This window comes from Pseudanabaena sp. 'Roaring Creek', from assembly GCF_001402795.1.
Taxonomy (GTDB): Bacteria; Cyanobacteriota; Cyanobacteriia; order Pseudanabaenales; family Pseudanabaenaceae; genus Pseudanabaena.
Genome location: NZ_LIRE01000355.1, coordinates 1 through 13,901, shown reverse-complemented (window position 1 = coordinate 13,901; position 13,901 = coordinate 1). Strand labels below are relative to the sequence as shown.

At 45.1% G+C, this 13,901-nt stretch carries 10 protein-coding genes and 1 tRNA gene; 9 read left to right on the top strand and 2 right to left on the bottom strand.

The window, feature by feature from the left end:
• The first annotated feature begins 520 nt into the window (after nt 1–520).
• On the top strand, nt 521–1,387 hold the full coding sequence (locus tag AC805_RS12100) for a shikimate dehydrogenase (RefSeq protein ID WP_055075679.1): 867 nt from the start codon (nt 521–523) through the stop codon (nt 1,385–1,387).
• Nucleotides 1,388–1,392: 5 nt separating this feature from the next.
• Here the strand turns inward: AC805_RS12100 and AC805_RS12095 are convergent, their stop codons facing one another.
• Entirely contained in the window at nt 1,393–2,631 is a 1,239-nt protein-coding gene (locus AC805_RS12095) for an FHA domain-containing protein (RefSeq protein ID WP_055075678.1), read from the bottom strand.
• 1,143 nt (nt 2,632–3,774) lie between these two features.
• On the opposite strand from AC805_RS12095, the gene AC805_RS12090 reads away from it, so the two are divergent.
• The 6 genes from AC805_RS12090 (at nt 3,775) to AC805_RS12065 (ending at nt 10,087) form a co-directional block, all read left to right on the top strand.
• Nucleotides 3,775–4,131, top strand: a complete 357-nt coding sequence (locus AC805_RS12090) for a hypothetical protein (RefSeq protein ID WP_055075677.1) — start codon at nt 3,775–3,777, stop codon at nt 4,129–4,131.
• Between the two features lie 251 nt (nt 4,132–4,382).
• Nucleotides 4,383–5,324 carry an aldo/keto reductase gene (locus AC805_RS12085; RefSeq protein WP_055075680.1) on the top strand — a complete coding sequence of 314 codons (942 nt, stop codon included), beginning with the start codon at nt 4,383–4,385 and terminating at the stop codon, nt 5,322–5,324.
• A 175-nt stretch (nt 5,325–5,499) separates the two neighbouring features.
• A complete protein-coding gene (locus tag AC805_RS12080; RefSeq protein WP_055075676.1) occupies nt 5,500–6,471 on the top strand; it encodes a PP2C family serine/threonine-protein phosphatase in 972 nt (323 codons plus the stop codon).
• Nucleotides 6,472–6,495: 24 nt separating this feature from the next.
• Nucleotides 6,496–7,779, top strand: a complete 1,284-nt coding sequence (locus AC805_RS12075) for a VWA domain-containing protein (protein WP_055075675.1) — start codon at nt 6,496–6,498, stop codon at nt 7,777–7,779.
• A 55-nt stretch (nt 7,780–7,834) separates the two neighbouring features.
• Complete coding sequence (locus AC805_RS12070; protein ID WP_055075674.1) at nt 7,835–8,626, top strand: FHA domain-containing protein; 792 nt, start codon at nt 7,835–7,837, stop codon at nt 8,624–8,626.
• Between the two features lie 75 nt (nt 8,627–8,701).
• Nucleotides 8,702–10,087 carry a hypothetical protein gene (locus AC805_RS12065; protein ID WP_055075673.1) on the top strand — a complete coding sequence of 462 codons (1,386 nt, stop codon included), beginning with the start codon at nt 8,702–8,704 and terminating at the stop codon, nt 10,085–10,087.
• Nucleotides 10,088–10,446: 359 nt separating this feature from the next.
• Here the strand turns inward: AC805_RS12065 and AC805_RS12060 are convergent.
• Nucleotides 10,447–10,519 (bottom strand) — tRNA-Thr (locus AC805_RS12060).
• 393 nt (nt 10,520–10,912) lie between these two features.
• Here AC805_RS12060 and AC805_RS12055 point away from each other — a divergent pair.
• Together AC805_RS12055 and dnaK are read left to right on the top strand one after the other, a co-directional pair.
• A complete protein-coding gene (locus tag AC805_RS12055) occupies nt 10,913–11,614 on the top strand; it encodes a J domain-containing protein (RefSeq protein ID WP_055075672.1) in 702 nt (233 codons plus the stop codon).
• A gap of 160 nt (nt 11,615–11,774) precedes the next feature.
• Nucleotides 11,775–13,676 carry a molecular chaperone DnaK gene (gene dnaK, locus AC805_RS12050; protein WP_055075671.1) on the top strand — a complete coding sequence of 634 codons (1,902 nt, stop codon included), beginning with the start codon at nt 11,775–11,777 and terminating at the stop codon, nt 13,674–13,676.
• Nucleotides 13,677–13,901 lie beyond the last annotated feature (225 nt).

Sequence of the window (13,901 nt, the reverse complement as noted above, 5' to 3'; positions counted from 1 at the left end):
GCCACCAGTTTTGTTAGGACAAAATCAAAACCCCAAAGAGAGTTGCCGCGCTCCGCGCGGTAACATCTCTTTGGGGTTTTATGTCCTGATCCAGTTGGCGGCAGCTATAATTCCCTTAATTTATCAGCTAGACTTGCATTAAGTAATACTAATTCACGAAAGTGTGACAACACTTTTGTGGATTAAAAACCAAACCCAGTAAGGTTTTGAGATTCCCAAAATGGCGTTGCCATTTTGGGAATTGGTATAAAAGGTTTGTAGGCATTTTCACAAAAATTCTAGATCCCCAAGTAAGTAGTTCCGCATAATTAAAAACCAAAAAAGCATACCGCCCACGTAGCGGGCGGTATGCTTTTTTGGTTTTAAGGCTACTTAATTGTCCTGATATGGGTTAGAGCATCAAAATACCATCAAAATACTGTCAAAATACCGTCAAAATATATTAGGGATCGCGATATTGCTTACTCTTTAGGCGAAACATTTGTGTCATAGTTTTCTAACTACTTTAAGGTAAGTAACTATGAGTGGGAGAGTCCTCGGGACAACCAAAATTTTAGGTGTGATGGGTTTTCCTGTCAGTCACAGTCTTTCACCTGTGATGCATAATGCGGCGATCGCGGCGATGGCGATGGACTATGTCTATCTACCATTTCCAATCCCTGTAGATGATTTGCCAACTGCGATCGCAGGGATCAAGAAGATTCAATCGGTACAAGGATTTAATCTAACGATTCCCCATAAAATCGAAATACTCCCCCTATTAGACGAAATTACCCCCATTGCCCAATCTGTCGGCGCAGTTAATACGGTTAAACGAATTGGCGATCGCTGGTTTGGCACAAACACCGATGTGGCAGGTTTTTTAGAGCCCCTCAAGCAACTTGATTGTGATTGGAAAAATATGCCAGCCGTAGTTCTAGGCAGTGGAGGAGCTGCAAAGGCTGTAGTTGCGGCTTGTCTAGATCTAGGTTGTCCCGTAATTCACGTAGTAGGGCGCGACCCCAAAAAAATTAAGAAGTTCCACGGGGCAATGACCAGCCAGTTGCAAGATTACAACCTGCGCGTCCATCCTTGGACATCCATTCCCTCTTTACTAGAAGTGGCGGGGATCGTGATCAATGCCACCCCAATCGGTATGGCAAACGATCCACAAACCCCAATTAACGAAGCTGAAATGGCACTCCTAAGCGATCGGGCGATCGTCTATGACCTGATTTATACTCCTCGACCCACCAAATTTTTACAAATTGCTGCCGCAAGAGGGCTAAAGGCAATTGATGGGTTGGAGATGCTCATCTATCAGGGGGCGATCGCTCTGGAATTTTGGCTAGAGGAAGAAGTACCGATCGACATCATGCGACAGGCGCTCATTCAACATTTAGGTTGATTTTTCTAGATTACTTCCTGCAAGCTTTCGGCGTGATATTGAGCCATGTCAAACCCCATATTTTCTAACAAGGACTTTGTGCTTTGTATAAAGCTATCGGAGCCGCACACAAAGGCTGGGCGATCGCGCCAATCGGGCGCGATCATCGTGAGCATTTCAGATGTAAGTTTGCCGCGTAATCCGAGCCAAGCTGATCGGGATTTCAGGTGAGTTATGTTGATGGCTAGGTGAAACTTTGGCGATCGCGTTGCCATGATTTCTAATTCTTGGCGAAAGATAATTTCCTGTGGACTGCGGGCACAGTGCAAGAAGGTAATATCGCAATCAGAATGGGTGTCATAAAGCCAACGGGATATCGATAGCATGGGAGCGCTTCCAATGCCATTCGATAGCAGTAATAATTTTTGGGAGGGATTGTCCGTACAGTTAAAACCACCCAAAAATCCATGAGAGCGAATCCGACTACCCACCGTCAGATTGTAATGTAGCCAATTGGAAATCAATCCCTCAGACATCGTTGCTTCTGTAGCCTGATTATTAGTGGTAAGAGGGCGCTTAACAGTAATTTCGAGGGCATAGGGACGGGATGGGGAGGAAGCTATCGGGTAGGAACACTGGAGTTCCACTCCATTTATTTCTAACGATAGATTGAGAAACTGTCCCGATTGATATCGAAATAGTCGAATTGGATTGGCGACAAAGGAGAAGGTTTTCACATCTTCGGTTTCGTCAACAATTCTGGTGCATTCAAGGGCGATCGAACCCTCAGTCCAATATTCAATCGGCTGCAACTCATGCTGATGCTCGACCGCTACAGGGCGATCGCTGGACTTCTGAATTGTTACAATGGGCTGCTCTAAGTGGGAAACCGATGGCTCAGTCGGATCTTCTTCCTCTTCTAAGATTCTTATGGGTCGAGTAGGAAGCTTAATTTCCTCAATTAAGATGGCAAAGTCACCTAATTGAATCGTATCGTTCACAGAAAGGCGAAATGGTCGAAATTGTGTAAGTACGAGGTTATTAATTTGGGAACCATTAGTACTTCCCAAATCAAGGTAATGATATTGTTCGTCTTCAAAGAAGATCTTACCGTGGTGTCTGCTCACGGTGCTGTTATCAAGAAAAACATCGCATTGAGGTGCGCGACCAAAGAGAAAATCATTTTTTTGGCTTTTTTCTATGGATAATTCAATCGGTTTCAGTTCTTGGGGAATTTGAATATTAAAAATTCTCAGTTTAATCATAGAAGCACCTTAAATTTTTAAGTGGTTTTAGACATTTTTAGGCAATTTTCAAGCAGTCATTAAACTCTTGAGCGATTACAAAATATTCTTAGGAAGGATAAAAATGTCTCGGCTTCATTCCCGCAATCCCAATAACCTATAGCAATCCTAAATGGTTTGTGGAAGCGCTCCCCAAAAGGGGACGCTTCCACAAACCCAAAAATCTACAAATGATTTAGGACTGCTATATACATACAAAGTTTTATGAGTGTTTTATGAGTGTTTTATGAGTTGGACTGCTCGTTATGGATTGTGATATTTACAAGAAAATACGAAGTATTATGCGTCTCTGCCAATGCTACCCTAGAATATAACTAAAAATAACTTTTAATCCAATCCCCCAGCGTCATAATCACATAATTTTTGTTAAGTAGGGAGGCATTAACCTACTTGCAACCTACAAATTTAAAAGCCTGTACTGACCTTATATCAGGTCACACAGGCTTTATTTTGGTTCTTAAAATATTTCTTTGAAATATACGGATCTACTTAGTTTTTGTAAGGATAAAAATTCATAAAAAGAGCGATATTTCAGGCAAACTTATTGCTTTATACGTTTATATCTTGATCTATTATGTATATTATCTATCCATTATATATTAGTGATTATTGGAGGCTTTTGCACTAGACCTCATTAAATTAACATTTGTTAAATCAACACTTATTTTTTCACTCGCAACTAATGTCTGTTTCGAGAATTTAGTAAAAAAGTGACTACAGGCAACCCACTTCCCTTGTACCTCTACCGATAATAAATGGCAATGACCGCCATATCTTCCCTTTGGCTCATAATTTTGGCAAAATCGACAATTCATAGCAACTCCAAAACCCAAGCATTTCCCTATATACTCTCGTCTTTATTCTGATAATTGTTTGTGATTAATTTGTTGATTTTCTGTGATCGCGATCGCTATATTCACCTTTTATATAGCTAGACACTGATCAGCTAAAGTGCGATCGACATATTTGCGCCTTTTTTGTTGGTATGAAATGGGCATTTCAGAATCCATCCCCCATTAGCTGACCAGTGCCGTATGCTCTAATTTTCACAAGCATTACTATATAATTTTTCAGGCAACTCAATACATATCACTATATATTTTTATGTCACAGGAAGATTTCCAAAAACAATTAGAAAATTTGGAACAAACTAAAAATGAGAAGGAGTTCAAGCAAGTTTACAACCTCTCTCAAAAGAATATCACCATTGCGGTCATCATCTCGTTATTACTCCCCGCAGGGGGTTACGGTTATACAAGGCGTTGGCAGCCTTTCCTGATACTGATCGGAGTCGCGATGTTGTTGGGGATTGTCATGGTTTCGCTGGACAATAGCAAAGATCAGAAAAAACGTTTATTCAATGCAGCGGCTTTGATGGGTACGATCATTGCCCCTATTGATAATGGGCTGGCGATCGCCCGCGCTAAGAAAAAAATTGAAGATTTAAAATCACAACCCTAAAACGAAGAACCTGAAAGCATAAAAAATAGCAGTATTTCCCAGAAGAGCGAAACGCCCGCGAAGTTGGCGTTACGCTCTCTGATTTTGATTGTTAATTATGCTGAACTACTTATACCAATTCACGAAAGTGTGACAACACTTTTGTGAATTAAACACCAAACCCAGTCAGGTTTTGAGATTCCCAAAATGGCAACGCCATTTTGGGAATTGGTATTAGTTATAATGAGCGAGCAAAGATCGACCAAGAATATATGCAAACTATTACACTCGGCAGCAATGGTCCAATAGTAACTGCAATAGGCGTAGGTACATGGGCGTGGGGAGACACTCTGTTTTGGGCTTACGGTAAAGATTTTGGCTCTCAGGATGTAGCGGAAGCATTCCAAGCTTCTATTGATGCGGGCGTTACCTTCTTTGATACAGCCGAAGTGTATGGACTTGGCGAATCAGAACGTTTGATCGGTAAGTTTAGTCAGAAAACTGCGGCAAATATCCAAATTGCTACCAAATATTTCCCTTTGCCTTGGCGTTGGCGGCGCGAATCGATCGCTAACGCCCTAACTGCCAGTCTCGAACGTTTGCAAACATCACAAATTAGTCTTTATCAAATTCACTGGCCCCTAGAATTTGTACTTAAAACTAGAGACTTTATGGAGGTATTGGCGCAGGAAGTCAAAAAAGGACGCATTCAATCTGTTGGGGTGAGTAATTACTCCGCAGCCCAGATGACCATTGCCCATGATTACCTTGCGGAAAGGGGAATTCCTTTGGCAGTCAACCAAGTTCCCTATTCTCTTTTAACCAGACAAATCGAACAAAATGGAGTTCTCCAAAAGGCAAAACAGTTGGGAGTGACTATTCTTGCCTATAGCCCCCTCGCTCAAGGACTGCTAACTGGCAAGTATAATGCGGAAACGGTCAAGCATTTACAAGGTGCGCGGCGGGTTGATTCACGATTTAGTTCTAGCGCATTACAACAGCTTGAGCCATTATTTTCGACCTTAAAGGATTTATCGGAGAAGTATGATAAAACTCCCGCGCAAATTTCTTTGAATTGGCTCATCACGCAGGGAAATGTTATCCCTATTCCTGGAGCAAAAAATGCCTTACAAGCGAGACAGAATGCTGGCGCGTTAGGTTGGTCGCTAACACCTGAAGAAGTAGAATTGCTCCGTCAAAAGAGCATTAAGTAGTTTGGCATAATTAAAAACCAAAACCAGAGAGCGTACCGCCCGCTACGCGGGCGGTACGCTCATCTAGGTTTTAAGTTTACTTATACCTAGCTACTTAGACGTTGCGCCGCAACGTCTAATCCTTCACTGGGAAGGAAGTAGCTAGTTAGCAGCATAATTTTTAAGAATGAGAAATATGAATTGTCCTCAATGTCTAGTTGTAATTCTTCCAACCGATCGCTTTTGTGAGGAATGCGGAACGCCCCTCGTCGCCGATGCTCAGCCAATGAATGGGGCGAAGGTTTGCGGTAAATGCGGAGCGACCGATATAGATGGCGATGGGTATTGTGTTAGCTGCGGTTTTCGGAATCGCGATGCGGCGCAAGATCGTTTTGCAGTGGAGCGATCGCCCTATCTTGCAGGAGTAAGCGATCGCGGACTTAAGCATCATCGCAATGAAGACTTTTTGGCTCTAGAAGCGATCGCAAGTCCATCTACACAAATTCTGGTGGTCTGCGATGGTGTGTCTAGCTCCCAAACCCCCGAACTTGCATCGCAAACCGTGGCGCAAACTACCTGTGAGTTTCTTGGCGATCGCCTCACTCGGAGTGACGGTCAGGGTCAAAACAACGCAGAGGTGATGCAACAGGCGATCGCAGCGGCATTACAAGCCGTATCGATTATTCCTTACAAGACTGGGGCTAATGTCGATCCGCCATCGACAACACTCGTGGCGGCGATCGTGCAGGAGCGCGAAGCGACGATCGGCTGGCTGGGCGATAGCCGTGCCTATTGGATTGCCGCCAATGCCTCTCGACAACTTACCGTGGATGACTCATGGCTGAATGACATGGTTGCATCGGGTAAAATGTCAGAGGCACAGGCGCTGAAATCTCCCCACGCTCACGCCATTACCAGTTGGCTCGGAGCGGATGTTAGCGATATTGCCAAGCCTTCGATTCTGAATTTCCCAATTCCGAGCGAGGGATACCTTTTACTCTGTACCGATGGTCTGTGGAACTATGTCCCTGAAGCTTCACAAATCTTTGCGTTGATGCAACAGGCTTCCTCCACTGAAGCAGCGATAATTAGTCATCATTTGGTGGATTTTGCACGATCGCAAGGCGGACACGATAACATCACTGTTGCGGTTCTATACTTTACTTAAGTTGAAACAGGATCTTCTAACTCTATGCAGTTTAAAGCCGAAGTTTTTCAGAATCAGTTTTTGCCTCAAGGGGCAAGAGAGGTTCATGCCATCATGACGGTGACAGCGGAGGGGATTGAGAATGTCGCAATACCCGCTAATACAGCTAATCACGGGAAACTGTTTGGCATTATTTGTGATATCTCTGGCTCCATGTCAGGCAGCAAGATTCATGCCGCCAGAAGTGCGATGACACAGTTGGTTAACCTATTACCAGAGAACGTCTACTTTTTCCTCGTCACAGGTTTCGAGCAAGCACAATTAACCGTTCCCCTGCTACAGGCGACACCAGAAAACAAGCAGAGAGCGATCGTAGCAATTAAAAATATAGAACCTGGCGGCACGACAGCGATCTCCACATGGTTGAACAAGGCTTTAGAGCAGTTCCAAAAAATGCCCAATGCTGTGCGTCAAGCCTTGTTACTCACCGACGGGCAAAATGACAAAATTGACGAACGACCTTTAAAAAATGTGCTACTTGCCTGTGAAGGGATCTTCCAGTGCGATTGCCGTGGAGTCGGTACTGATTGGAAAGTGGCGCAACTGCAAGAAATTGCTAGCAAGCTTTTAGGAACGACGGACATTATTCCCCATCCCGATGCGATCGAAGCTGACTTCCGTAACATTCTCAACAAGGCGATGAGCAAGAGTATTAGCGATGTTGCGATGCGGATTTGGACTCCACAGGGAGCGAGGATCCTATTCTGTAAGCAAGTCAGCCCTGAAATTAACGAACTTAGCGATCGCGCCAAAGTAGTCAAACCGCAGGTCGTCGAATATCCCACGGGCGCGTGGGGTAAAGCAGAATCTCGCGACTATCACTTTTGCATAGAGGTCAATGCGGGCAATGTGGGCGATGAGATGCTGGCAGGTCGTGCGAGTCTGATTTGTACGGTCGATGGCGTAGAGAATAAAGTTGCCGAGGCGCGTATCCTTGCTATTTGGACAGATGACGATGCCAAATCGACCAAAATCGATCGCCGCGTCGCTCACTATACTGGGCAAGCGGAGCTAGCCCAATCAATTCAGGAAGGTTTAGAAGCCCGTGAGAGAGGAGATGTCGAGGCGGCGACAGTGAAACTTGGCAAAGCTGTAAAACTTGCCTATAACTCAGGAAACGAAGCCACGGCAAAACTGCTCCGAACGGTTGTTGATATTGAAGACGCACCTTCGGGTACGGTCAAACTCAAACGCGATATTGCCAAAGAGGATGCGATGGCGTTAGAAACTCGCTCTACTAAAACTACCCGTATTCCCAAGGATCGCTAATTCCCATTGTCTTACCGTTACCGTTCGTTATGGTCGTTATAGTCGTTAATTGTTTATGTCCATTTATACTTGTTCTAAAGGTCACGCGTCAGTTGAGTCGGACTATTGCTCGGAATGTGGCGTTAAGATTGCTGGCAGTAATGCGGTAGCGATCGCGGGAATAGCCAGTCCATCGAGGTCGAGCCAAATCTGTCCCGATTGTACTGCTCCCCATGAAGTTGGTAGCGGAAACTTTTGCGAGATCTGCGGCTACAATTTTGTAACTGGCGGTCACGGTGAAGTCCCAATCCCGATATCAGCTCCATTATCCTCTGCTTCCATATCTTCCCAAGATACTTCTTCCCAAGATACTTCTTCCCAAGATGCTGCGAGCGATACCATCAAGCAAGGCGCGATCGCCAATGTCGTTGAACCTGCGGTAACTAACGATCTTCCGAGCCCTCCAGTGATTCCCTCTCTTAAACAAGAGCGCTTTAGATGGGAATTGGTTGTAGCGATCGATCCTGCCTTAGCTAGTGCCGATAGCCCGCCACCGCCCCACGATCTAGCCCCAGTGACGTTTCGCTTAGAAAAGCCCAGTAATCTAATCGGTCGCACTAGCGAATTACGCGCCATTCATCCCGAAGTTCCTTTAGATTACGATGATGCAGTTTCTTCTCGCCATGCTCTCATTAATCGTCGAGACGATGGATCGTATGTGCTCCGCGACATTGGCTCTTCTAACGGCACATTGCTGAACGGTATCGAGATCAAATCCTTGGTTGATATTCCCCTTAAAGATGGCGATCGCATTGCCATCGGTCATTGGTCAAGTATTGAAGTTAAAGCCATTCCCGACTCGATCTAGGTCGTTTTTCTGTATTTCTATCTGCGTTCCATCTGCATTCTATCTGCGTTCCATCTGTAAATTAGGTTCGTTCCCATGAGCAATCTCACTGCCAATCCGCAAAAAGCGATCGCCCCGACTCCTCGGCTCAATACGCCACAGATGCTGAAGGGTGGTTTATACCTAACTTGGGGAACCTGTGCCCTGCTGCTCATCACCACCATTGCCGCAGTCCAAGGGCAGCGCTATGCCCTTAAAACCATTGGTAAAGACACGGCTCCAAGCATTATCGCCGCTCAACATATTAAATCGGGAATTGCCGATCTTGATGCCAATGCTGCCAATAAATTACTAGTGGAAGCTGGTAAAAATCCTACTGCCGAAAAAGCCTATGACGATCGCCGTAAAGAAGTGGTCGAAGCAACCCTAGCCGCCGCCGAAAATATCACCTACGGTGATGCTGAGCGAAATCCCATTCGCACCTTATTTGTTGCCCTAGGCGACTATCGACTGAAAATCCATGAAGCGCGGATTTATCAAAAACAAAAAAATAATATAGCTATCCTAGAGCCATTTCGAGCTGGGATAGATATTGTTGATAACACCCTGTTACCTGCTGCGGATGCTTTGGATCAAACCAATCGCTCCGCCCTCGATCGCGTATATCTTGAACAAAAATTTAATATGGGCAAGAATTTGTTTTTTGTGGCGATCGTTGGGCTGGGCTTGCTCGTGATTCTAGTTGTTTTGCAGATCTTCCTCAATAAAAGGATGCGGCGACTTCTCAACCCGATGCTCCTAGCGGCAACAGCGATCGCCATTCTCTTTATGGGATATACCTTTCGCGCATTATTTTCCTCTTCTAGTCAACTCAAGCTTGCCAAAGAGGATGCATTTACATCCATTCATGCGCTTTGGCAAATTCGCGCCTTAGCCTATAGCGCTAATGGCGATGAAAGTCGGTATCTTTTAGATATAGCCATGGCAGCGAAGCACGAGCAAGGTTTTTTTAGCAAAGTGACAAAACTAGCCGACATTCCGCCCAATGAAACAGCCTTCAATAAGGTCATAACTAACTTAAGCAGCAATAATAATGCTGGATTTAACGGATTATTTGCTGAGGCGCTCAATAACATTACCTTTAAGGGAGAGAAGGAAGCAACGATCGCCACCTTAGTGGCTTTAGGGAAGTATTTAGAAATAGATCGCCAAATTCGCCAACTTCAGCAAGCGGGTAATCGTGAGGCGGCTGTTGCCCTTTGCATTGGCAATGCGGAAGGGCAATCTAACTGGGCGTTTGATCGCTTTGATAAGGCTCTCGACCAAGCGATCGCCATTAACCAGCAGGAATTCGATCGCGCCGTTGATCGGGGTTTTAAAGATCTAGAAGCCTTTGAAGTTATAACGCCCATTGCCCTGAGTGCGATCGCCTTGCTAACCCTCATGGGAATCTTGCCCCGTGTCAAAGAATATTCTATTTAACGTGAGTTCGACAAACTAAAAGATGGCAGGAGGAAGAGCAAGCAAGCCTTTGAAGAGAAGATCTAAAGCAGGAGAGCGATCGCCCGATTCCATCTTCACCAAAGCCTCATTGACCTTGTCCGATCTTCCCTGCAACCTGTTCTTAATTTGTTGCCATCGCTAAGTTAGCGATCGCCTTCTTTAGTTCCTGTTCGCTTGGGCGATCTTCCCGCCAATTTCGATGCTCCTATTTGTCTAGCCTAAAATTATGACTAAAAAACAGTGGTGACTAGGTAGTATTAAGTACGACTATTTATTTTTCATAAACTAAAAAGCCTTGCATTGCAAGGCTTTTTAGGGTTTTTTAGACATGAAAAGTAAGCTGGGGACGAGACTCGAACTCGTGACCTACTGATTACAAATCAGTTGCTCTACCAACTGAGCTACACCAGCGAATTTAATCCTTTGCAATATTACCAGATGCGCGATCGCTTTAGCAATAGTTATCTCAAAAATAAAGATATAGCGTAGCTCTAATTACTTGACTATAAAGCAAGGGTTGACAACTACTCTCTTCCCACTAAAGAAATAGACATATAAAACCAAGAAATAGCGGTGCGGGGCAAAGCCCCGCACCGCTATTTCTTGACTGGGAAAGGAGTAGGTTTACCTGTCAAGTGGTTGACGATCGCTAAATATCCCTACAAAATGCTTAATAGGTGCTTAGTAGAAAATTTTTGCTCTGCTTCAAAATAACGGTTCAAAAAAATCAGAACCCATGAAGATTCAGCATCTCAGCATCAAAGCATCAGCAAATTACTATATTCGCAGACACATCAAAAGGACATGGCTAGGACAAGCGATCGCACCCAACAAGTAAATCATTACAAAACCCTGAGGATTGCCTATAACGCTGCTCCTGCCGAGGTCAAATCTGCGTATCGTGGACTGGTTAAAGAATTTCATCCTGATTGCAATCATCATCTCGATAATCACGATGATATCGCCTCGATTAACCTCGCCTATGAAGTTCTCGGCAATCCTCAATCTCGCGCCCATTACGATCGCAGCCTTGGTATTAAACACAATCCTAGCGGTTCCTCGCAGAGCTCCCAAAAGTCGACTAGTAAGCGCGAAACCCATCTTAATGAAGATCAAAAAATTGATCGTTGGAGCAAACAAGTTTACGAACCGATCATCGATCTGCTAGAGGGGATTATCGATAGTCTTGACGAACAGATCGATGCCCTTGCCGACGATCCCTATGACGATGGACTCATGGAAGACTTTGAGGACTACATTGATGAATGTCGAGGCTCCTATGCCAAGGCACAGATTTTCTTTAGATCCTTTCCTAACCCCGCATCTGCCGCAGGCATAGCCAGCTATCTCTACCACTGCCTCAATGCCATTAGTGATGGCATTGAGGAGTTAAATTATTTCACTTTAAATTTTGACGATCGCCATTTACATACTGGACAAGAGCTATGGCGGAGGGCTGAAGAAATGCGCTACTACGCACAGAGAGCCATGCAAAATTTGCAGTAAGGTTAAAACTGGTGGAAGCCACAGCTAACAACCAACAGCTAAGCCCTTTGTACGGGAAACCCTACCAGATTAGGTAGAGTCCCCCTGATGTGCTAATCGGGAAAAGTAGCTAATCTTGTATGAGATAAAAGATTAACAAAACTTAGGAGTTGGAAGCCTCATGGCTAAAGTAGTTGGAATCGACTTAGGTACGACAAACTCAGTCGTCGCCGTCATGGAAGGGGGCAAGCCAACGGTGATTGCAAACGCCGAAGGCTTCCGTACCACACCATCCGTTGTTGCCTATGCTAAAAATGGCGATCGCTTGGTTGGTCAAATTGCCAAACGCCAAGCAGTTATGAATACTGATAACACCTTTTATTCTGTAAAGCGCTTTATCGGTAGACGTTATGACGAAGTTAGCGGCGAATCTAAGCAAGTCGCTTACAAAGTTATGAAGGTGGGCGAAAACGTCAAGATTGATGCACCAGCCGCTAGCAAACAATTTGCACCCGAAGAAATTTCCGCGCAAGTATTGCGTAAGCTGGTCGATGACGCTAGCAAATATTTAGGCGAAACCGTTACCCAAGCCGTTATCACCGTTCCCGCATACTTCAACGACTCTCAGCGTCAAGCAACCAAGGACGCGGGTAAGATTGCTGGTGTTGAAGTTCTCCGCATCATCAACGAGCCTACTGCCGCAGCTTTAGCCTATGGACTAGATAGCAAGACTAACGAAACCATCCTCGTATTTGACCTTGGTGGTGGTACTTTTGACGTATCGATCCTTGAAGTGGGCGATGGCGTATTTGAAGTAATGTCTACCAGCGGTGACACTCACCTTGGTGGTGACGACTTTGACAAGAAGATCGTAGATTTCTTGGCTAGCCAGTTCCAAGCCGCTGAAGGTATCGACCTTCGCAAAGACAAGCAAGCTCTACAACGCTTGACTGAAGCAGCTGAAAAGGCAAAGATCGAGCTTTCGAGCGTCACTCAAACTGAAATCAATCTTCCCTTTATCACCGCTACCCAAGATGGTCCTAAGCACTTAGATACCACCTTGACTCGCGCTAAGTTTGAAGAACTCTGCTCAGATCTAATCGATCGCTGCCGCATTCCCGTCGAGCAAGCCGTCCGCGATGCCAAGATCGACAAGTCCAAGATTGATGAAGTTGTTCTTGTGGGTGGATCTACTCGTATTCCTGCGGTTCAGGATGTAGTTAAGAAGATTCTGGGCAAGGAACCTAACCAAAGCGTTAACCCCGATGAAGTTGTGGCGATCGGCGCAGCCGTCCAAGCTGGCGTATTGGCTGGTGAAGTTAAGGACATCTTGTTGCTTGACGTTACACCTCTATCCCTCGGTGTGGAAACCTTGGGTGGCGTAATGACCAAGATTATCCCAAGAAATACCACTGTTCCTACTAAGAAATCGGAAGTCTTCTCGACTGCGGTTGACGGACAAAGTAATGTGGAAATTCACGTTCTGCAAGGTGAACGGGAAATGTCCAACGATAACAAGAGTCTCGGAACTTTCCGTCTTGATGGCATTCCTCCCGCTCCTCGTGGCGTACCTCAAATCGAAGTTATTTTTGACATTGATGCTAACGGGCTATTGTCAGTAACTGCTAAGGATAAGGGAACAGGTAAGGTGCAAACTATCTCTATCTCTGGTGCTTCCACCTTGCCTAAGGATGAAGTCGAGCGCATGGTGAATGAAGCCGAGCGTAATGCATCCGCTGACAAGGAAAAGCGCGATCGCATTGAAGCTAAAAACCAAGCCGATTCTCTTGCTTACCAAGCTGAGAAGCAACTTAAGGATCTTGGAGACAAGGTTCCTGATGCTGAAAAGACCAAGATTGAAGGTTTGGTCAAGTCTCTACGCGAAGTGATCGCTAAGGATGACCATGAAGCGATCTCTGCTCAAACTGAAGAATTGAAGCAAGCGTTGTACGCTCTCAGTTCCTCGGTTTATCAGCAAGGTGGTGCGGAAGCTCCTGAAGGTGCTGCACCTCAAGATGGTACTAAGGATGCTGCTAGTGGCGATGACGATGTTATCGATGCTGACTTCACAGAATCGAAATAGTTAATAAAAAGAGAGGGTGGGCGCGTAGCGCCCACCCTCTCTTTTATTCTGTGAGATATAGCTGCCGCCAACTGTATCAGGACATAAAACGCCAAAGAGAGTTGCCGCGCTCCGCGCAGCAACTCTCTTTGGCGTTTTGATTTTGTCCTAACAAAACTGGCGGCAGCTATAAGATTGCTTGACTTATCTAGATCGAAAGCGCTGAATACGTTTTTGGATATTAGT

Excerpts from the sequence above, each read along its gene's own strand:
- AC805_RS12100 (WP_055075679.1), top strand. The coding sequence starts at position 521 with ATGAGTGGGAGAGTCCTCGGGACAACCAAAATTTTAGGTGTGATGGGT.
- AC805_RS12095 (WP_055075678.1), bottom strand. The coding sequence starts at position 2,631 with ATGATTAAACTGAGAATTTTTAATATTCAAATTCCCCAAGAACTGAAA.
- AC805_RS12090 (WP_055075677.1), top strand. The coding sequence starts at position 3,775 with ATGTCACAGGAAGATTTCCAAAAACAATTAGAAAATTTGGAACAAACT.
- AC805_RS12085 (WP_055075680.1), top strand. The coding sequence starts at position 4,383 with ATGCAAACTATTACACTCGGCAGCAATGGTCCAATAGTAACTGCAATA.
- AC805_RS12080 (WP_055075676.1), top strand. The coding sequence starts at position 5,500 with ATGAATTGTCCTCAATGTCTAGTTGTAATTCTTCCAACCGATCGCTTT.
- AC805_RS12075 (WP_055075675.1), top strand. The coding sequence starts at position 6,496 with ATGCAGTTTAAAGCCGAAGTTTTTCAGAATCAGTTTTTGCCTCAAGGG.
- AC805_RS12070 (WP_055075674.1), top strand. The coding sequence starts at position 7,835 with ATGTCCATTTATACTTGTTCTAAAGGTCACGCGTCAGTTGAGTCGGAC.
- AC805_RS12065 (WP_055075673.1), top strand. The coding sequence starts at position 8,702 with ATGAGCAATCTCACTGCCAATCCGCAAAAAGCGATCGCCCCGACTCCT.
- AC805_RS12055 (WP_055075672.1), top strand. The coding sequence starts at position 10,913 with ATGGCTAGGACAAGCGATCGCACCCAACAAGTAAATCATTACAAAACC.
- dnaK (WP_055075671.1), top strand. The coding sequence starts at position 11,775 with ATGGCTAAAGTAGTTGGAATCGACTTAGGTACGACAAACTCAGTCGTC.